The 6,166-nt window shown below is 61.7% G+C and carries 5 protein-coding genes; 3 read left to right on the top strand and 2 right to left on the bottom strand.

Annotated features, from left to right (window positions below):
* Positions 1-1,300: 1,300 nt before the first annotated feature.
* The 3 genes from WBF82_RS08670 (at position 1,301) to WBF82_RS08660 (ending at position 3,830) form a co-directional block, all read left to right on the top strand.
* Entirely contained in the window at positions 1,301-2,221 is a 921-nt protein-coding gene (locus WBF82_RS08670; RefSeq protein WP_424382641.1) for a DUF2891 family protein, read from the top strand.
* A gap of 268 nt (positions 2,222-2,489) precedes the next feature.
* On the top strand, positions 2,490-3,542 hold the full coding sequence (locus WBF82_RS08665) for an FHA domain-containing protein (protein WP_424382640.1): 1,053 nt from the start codon (positions 2,490-2,492) through the stop codon (positions 3,540-3,542).
* Positions 3,543-3,689: 147 nt separating this feature from the next.
* Positions 3,690-3,830: a hypothetical protein gene (locus WBF82_RS08660; protein WP_424382639.1), complete on the top strand. Its 141-nt coding sequence runs from the start codon at positions 3,690-3,692 to the stop codon at positions 3,828-3,830.
* A 33-nt stretch (positions 3,831-3,863) separates the two neighbouring features.
* Here the strand turns inward: WBF82_RS08660 and WBF82_RS08655 are convergent, their stop codons facing one another.
* Positions 3,864-4,259, bottom strand: a complete 396-nt coding sequence (locus WBF82_RS08655; RefSeq protein WP_424382638.1) for a DUF805 domain-containing protein — start codon at positions 4,257-4,259, stop codon at positions 3,864-3,866.
* Between the two features lie 200 nt (positions 4,260-4,459).
* The gene (locus WBF82_RS08650) at positions 4,460-5,584 is read right to left on the bottom strand and encodes a BTAD domain-containing putative transcriptional regulator (protein ID WP_424382637.1); all 1,125 of its coding nucleotides are present in this window, start codon (positions 5,582-5,584) and stop codon (positions 4,460-4,462) included.
* Positions 5,585-6,166 lie beyond the last annotated feature (582 nt).

The raw sequence follows: 6,166 nt of genomic DNA, 5'->3' as shown, positions 1-6,166 counted from the left end.
CCGTATCCACCGCCGCCTCCGGCTGTGCCAGTACAGCCAGCACCGCCGCCCCAGGGGGGCGCGCCAGCCGGCCAATCCCCAGGCCCCGTAAGCACCTGGCCCGGCGGTGTGGCCGCTGACTGCTTCAATGCTGTCTACGCCGCGCACTACAACGATTTCTGCGCTGGCGCGCCTGGAGGACCCTACCCCCTTGGCGAAAACAACCCCTACGAAAACGGGACGCCGTTGGACCACCCAATCCTCAAAGGACACTGAGGACGACATGATCAAGGCAGTGTTGATGCCCGCCGTCCAACGCTGACGGCTCTGGTGAATCCGGCGCACCTAAGACACGAGCCCAGGGCGCATTTTGCAATATCCGACCGTGATTTCATTGACGCGCGTGCGCCAAACGAGCTCGAAATTATCGGAATATCTCAGTTGCCGATTTTGAAACTGTTGCCTCCCTGATCGCACTCCATATAGGAGTCGGCGTGAGAACGCCCCGGAAGCAAAGGCACGGAACACTGCCAACCGTTGACGTTCACGAGCTGGAGGGTGCCGAGGTCGGCGGGTCGTGGTCCGGTCAGATAGTCCGAGGCAACCTGAACCGCCGTCATGCAGTCGGGATTACCGTTGAGCACAATGACCGGTAGAGCGACGCCTTGGCGAGTCTCGACATGACCGCAGAGGGTCCCCGGTGGCTGCGCTTCGGCTGGCGATGCGGAGGCCATGACAGCGGCTCCCGCCGCGACGAAGATCGCAGTGGCGATAGGCACGGACCGTTGCGTGAGGAAGTGCCGTGCATGGGTGTGTCTCTTAGTCATGTTGACCTCTCTTGAGGAAATCTGCGACCGCCTTTTTGCGATGCAGCTACGTGTTTTGCTGTGCTCATAGCCTAGTAAGCAAATTCGTTCTAGACCGGCGGAATGCATAGCCGAAGTTTGAGGCGGACTTGTTGGAATTTTCTTGGCGATAGGCTGTCGGCCACAACTGCGGCAGCCTTGGCGTCGTTCTCGTTCGACCGGCCCCGGTCGCGCAATATACAGGCGGCAAACCGCAAAGCTGTGGCGCGATCCGTCGAGGGCACTAGATAATGGCCGGCATGTGGAACGCCTGGCGACGCTGACTCGATCGTGTGGCGATCATGTTAGACAGCAAAAGGCGAGCGTTGCTGCGCCGCCCCACCCGGCTGGCACTAGTAGGCGTCGTAGCAACGACGCTTCTGTTCGCGGCCTGCTCGGTGTGGGCCGACCGGCGCGAGTCGTCTCGCCGTAGCCCATCGACACCGTCAACCGCTTCGCTGGACGTGGCCGGGGGTGTGGCGAACGTGGCTCGAGCTCTTTCGGCGCCGATTGCTGCGTGCGTTGTGCGCGACGATACTTCGCACCCGGTCTTCCACGGATGTATCGATTGGCATAGTGCGGTCCACGGAAACTATGCACTCCGGGTCATCTCACGCCTTACCGGCGACCCGAAGTTTGTCGATATCGCCAAGTCCGTAATATCTGCCGACGGCCTGCGCAGCGAGCTTGCGTCGCTAAATGCCGGGCAACTCGATCAGGAGATTCCGTACGGCTTCGCGTGGTTTCTGATTCTCAATCGAGAATCGGCCTCAGCGGACATGGCACCGTTAGCCTTGGAGGTAACTTCTCAGCTGCGTCGCTGGATCACTGATCACGTCGAGGGCCCCGAGCTCTCTGCGACTGAATATCAGAACCTGTCGTTCGCGGTGTTCGCTCTGCACCGTTGGTACATGCGCTTCGCTCCGGACGATGCGGCCACCCTTCGCCGCACCATTGTGTCGGTGTTAGCGAGACGCTGGAAGGAGCCATGCTCCCAAGCGAGCCGGCGAACAAGTGGGTTTTTCGATCCCTGTGCCAATCTCCTCCTTGCCCTCAGCGACGCGCACATCGCCGATCCCAACGTGATGGACAACGCCGATCTCGCGCGGGTTTTGGACACGGTCACCTCCGTGCGGCCGCTGTCACCACACGAGGTGACCAGCGTCCACGCGGCCGGGCTCAACTTCTCACGGTCGTGGGCGCTCTACGTCGCCGCAACGGCACTTGGTCGTAAGCAATTGGTAGATGTAGCAGATCAATACTTTCTTGCGACGTTCAACGCCCCCGAACTGTGGCGCGAGAACTACCGCTCCTACAGCCACTGGGTCGCCCAGTTCGGCGTGCATGCCCTCGACCTCCGCCAGCAGGCTCAGCAGCGGCTGTCTCGAACGCGGTGACTCCACTTGGGCGCTGACCTCGTTGAGCAGGCGTTCCTCGAACGCCGATATGCCAAAAACGGTATTCACCCGGGCTGACCAGCCGGTAGTGTCTGGACCGTCACTAGTCGGCAGGCATGAAGGACAGTTGTGACGCCAACGAGCCAGCGAGTACGTCGCATCTATGGAAGAGCGTTGTCCTGCAACGCATTCGGTATGCCGCGGACTGGCCGTACTAGTGCACACGCGCAGCCGGATAAGTGCGGCGACGGCTAGCAACGAGGCGATGATGGCGGCCTTCGAAAAGGTGCCGGGCGGGCAGCCCGATGAGCCACTGGGCTACCTCGTCGTCGACGAGGGCGGCTCCAAACGCAACGTGCCGATATTTGATCAGCTGTTTGTCGGTCGGGAATGCACGGGCATCAGCGAGCGACGCAGGCTGGTGATCGACGACCCCGAAATCTCCCGTACCCACCTCGAGATCCGGCTCGACGCCGCAAGCGATCAGGCGTTCGTCGTCGACACCAGCAGCAACGGCACGTTGCTCAACGGTATGCGGCTCGAACGCGCGGTTCCACTGCCGATTCGGCCCGGCGACGAAATCCGGATCGGCGATGTGGCACTTACCTTCGCCTCGCAGCGATTCACCGCTGTATCCAAGATCGCCCCACGGCTCACGCAGGCCCGGATCGGCCAAGCGGCCATGGTGATGGTGGTCGGCGACATCGTCAACTACTCGACGATCTCGCAGGTAACCGACGAGCAAGTTATGGCGCGAAGCCTGCACACACTGTGGCATCGGCTCGGCGGTGTCCTGCAGGCACATCACGGCAGCCTGAATCACTACGCCGGCGATGCGCTGTTCGCGGTATGGGAGCTGGGCCGGTTTCCGGATGCCATCGAGCTGGCGATCGACTTCGCTCTCTCCGCGAATCAGCTTGTGGAGCAGCTCGCCCCCGAGCTGCCGTTGCGCGGACCAGACGGCTCGCCGATCCACATGGGCTGGGGTGTGGTGCAGGGCAGGGCCGCATTGGCCGCGATGACCAGGTCAGTTGACGCCGTGATCGGCGATGCGACCAACGTGGCGTTCCGGTTGTCCGGGCTGGCCGGCCGCCACGGACGGGCGGCGGTGATGGTGACCAGTGGCGTACACCGTGCCGTTGCAGCTCAATTTATCTGGGGTGCAAGCGAATCCGTCGAAATCAAGGGCCGAAGCGGGATGGAGACTGTCTTTCCGGTTGTCGCGCGCAAGACCTCCGAGAAGGCCGAACCCGAGGGAACCGAAGGCTTTACGGAAGGGGCCAACGGAAACGTGCAGGGCAGCTTCGATCCACGCCCCTAAGCCCGCGGATTAGCGGTCCCAATAAGCCGACAGCACCACGTCGGATAGCCCTCGTCTTCTGGGCACTGGCGTGGGATACCAAAGCTCTTTCAAGAATTTTCAAGCTGTCCGCCTCAACCTTGCCATGACCTCAACAGCTAGCGAACGGTGTTTGATGAGCAATCTGAGTCCCTGGGCACAGCCGGGTTTGTCGCCCACCCGGTGCTCGGCCGGCCCGGTCCGGACTTGAGCGTGGACTGGGGAAGCTTCATCGACGCCCGACTCAAGCTGCGCGAGGACGCGCAGTGAGTACGCAGTCGTCACGCAGCAGAACGCCCCGCCCTAAGCCGGAGCGCCGAATTGCTCAGTCGGAATTGGATTCGCGGCTAAGGGATCCGGTCCGAATCGGTTCGGTCCGTCGGTCCCCTTGGTGGCCCACCAGATCAAGAGAACGATGATGCCGATCAGCGGGATAAAGCTGATCAGAACCCACCAGCCGGTGCGGTCGAGATCGTGCAGGCGCCGCACGCCGATGGCGAGGGTGGGAATGTAGGTGGGGAGCGTAACAAGCCAGACAGCGATCGGCAGCTGTGTCTTCAGCATCAAGTCGATGACGAACGCCACGATGCTGAGGATGTTTGTGAAGAGAGCCCAATACCAGAATTCGGACCGGCAGGCCCGATCGCGGAAATTGAAGTATTTGGTGAATCCGGCCGAAATCGCTTGTCCGAAGTCCATCTTGTCCTCCGCTTCAAAGCCAGCTGTAGGACAGCGAACCGTACCACAGCGGCCCCGGAAGCACCGCCCAAATGACTTCGTCCCACGGGATCAGTGACCATCCACGGAAGTGCCAGGCGCTCTACCGCCTCGCCCACCCCGCAGCCCCTACAGCGGAGCTCAGTGGCGCGAGACGTGTACCGGTCTGGGGGCTAGCTTCCTCATCGTCTTATCTCGAAGGTGAACTCGTGGTCGCAGATGCTGATGCAGTCACCATCGGCGAGGGTGGCGCTGGGACGGATTCGCTGGCCTTGCACCTTCATGCCGTTGGCCGAATCCAAATCGGTAATCACGAAACTGCCGCCGGTATCGATGATTACCGCGTGATGCCTGCTGACATCGTCGTCGTTGAGAACGATGTCATTATCTGCAAGCCGCCCTACCCGGGTGGCCGCCCCTTTTAGTGGATAGAGGCCTCCGGTGGCGTCGCGCAAGCGTGCCACAGCCGACTCGCCCGCCGACGCGGTGTGCACGCCGGTCATGGCGCGCATCGCGGTGGTCTTGGCGACCCGCTTGGTATTCAGACGCTCCTGGCGCAGGATTCGCGCGTGCAGCGCACTCACGGTGGGACCCGGGTCGATGCCCAGATCCTCGGCCAGCGCCGTTTTTAGTCGCCGATAGGCATCGAGGGCATCGGACTGACGTTCAACAATGTAATAGGCGGTGATCAGCTTCGCCCATAACGGTTCCCGGTAGGGATGCTGGGCGGCAAGCGTTTCAAGATCACCGATCACGGTCTGGGCGCGTCCGCAGGCGATTTCGGCTTCTGCACGGGCGATATGCACCAACATCTGGTCCTCGGCCAGCGCGGTGGCGAAGGACTTGACGAACTCGAAATCTCCCAAGTCGGCAAGGACCGGCCCGCACCATTCGGCCAGCGCGGCCGACAGATGCCCGCTGGCCTCTTCGGAGCGTCCTGCTGCGGCGGCCTGAAGTCCCGCGTTCTTCTTAGCGATGAAGCGATCCAGGTCGCAATCGCCGTCAGCGACATTAAGGCGATACCCCGGTGGTGCGCTGGCCAACACCGCGTGGGGATTCACTCCGGCGCCGCCAAGCAGTCGGCGCAGGTTCGACACATAGGAGTGGATGCTGGTACGTGACGCCGGCACCGGCGACTGATCCCAGGCGGCGTCAACCAACCACTCCGTGCCTACCGCGCGATTGCGGTTGATCAGTAGCACGGCGAGCACTGCCTTCTGTTTCGGCGTACCCAATGCCACCGGCACGCCGGTCACGGTCATGGACAAAGGCCCCAGAAGACCGAACTTGATTCCAGTTCGTCCCATCGTGCTTAGGCCTCCACGTGATCGGTGACCTAAGCTTCTCATTGTGGCGCCGCTGAACCAATTGGCGATTCTCTGGACACCCGGCGATGTTGATGTCGCCGCGTAACGGTCAATCGGGAGTGCTCAAGCCATCACCAATACGGAATGTGGCTTGGGGCGATGTCAGCGACAAGACAAGGGCCCTACGAGTGCGCTGATCTTGCCCATTAGGTGCCACACAGCAACAGCGGGGGCAGCGCTGGCGGACTTGGTGAAACGGGTGGTGATCATTGGGGACTCCTGTGTCTGAGTGTTCGGGGCTTTCCCGGTCACAACAGAATCTGCGGAGTACCTACAAAGTTTATTGCAAATCCTTGCTGGCCTCTGCATGGATCTGGGCACCGGGAGCCATGTGATGCAACAGATGTCGGCTATGTGATCCAGGCAGTGCGACTTTGTGCTGGATCATGGCCACATGGCCGACGGCGGGCTTCCGCAGCTTGGCATCGCCCGCGTCCAACCTTGGTGCGCCAACCAGGTTCCCGAGCACATCCGCAGCATCGAATGCGACGTCGCCCCAAGGCATCTAACGACTTGCGAATG

The sequence above is a fragment of the Mycobacterium sp. genome, assembly GCF_049673265.1.
GTDB lineage: Bacteria > Actinomycetota > Actinomycetes > Mycobacteriales > Mycobacteriaceae > Mycobacterium.
The sequence above is the reverse complement of the archived record's forward strand: the minus strand, read 5'-3'. Positions and strand labels throughout refer to the sequence as shown.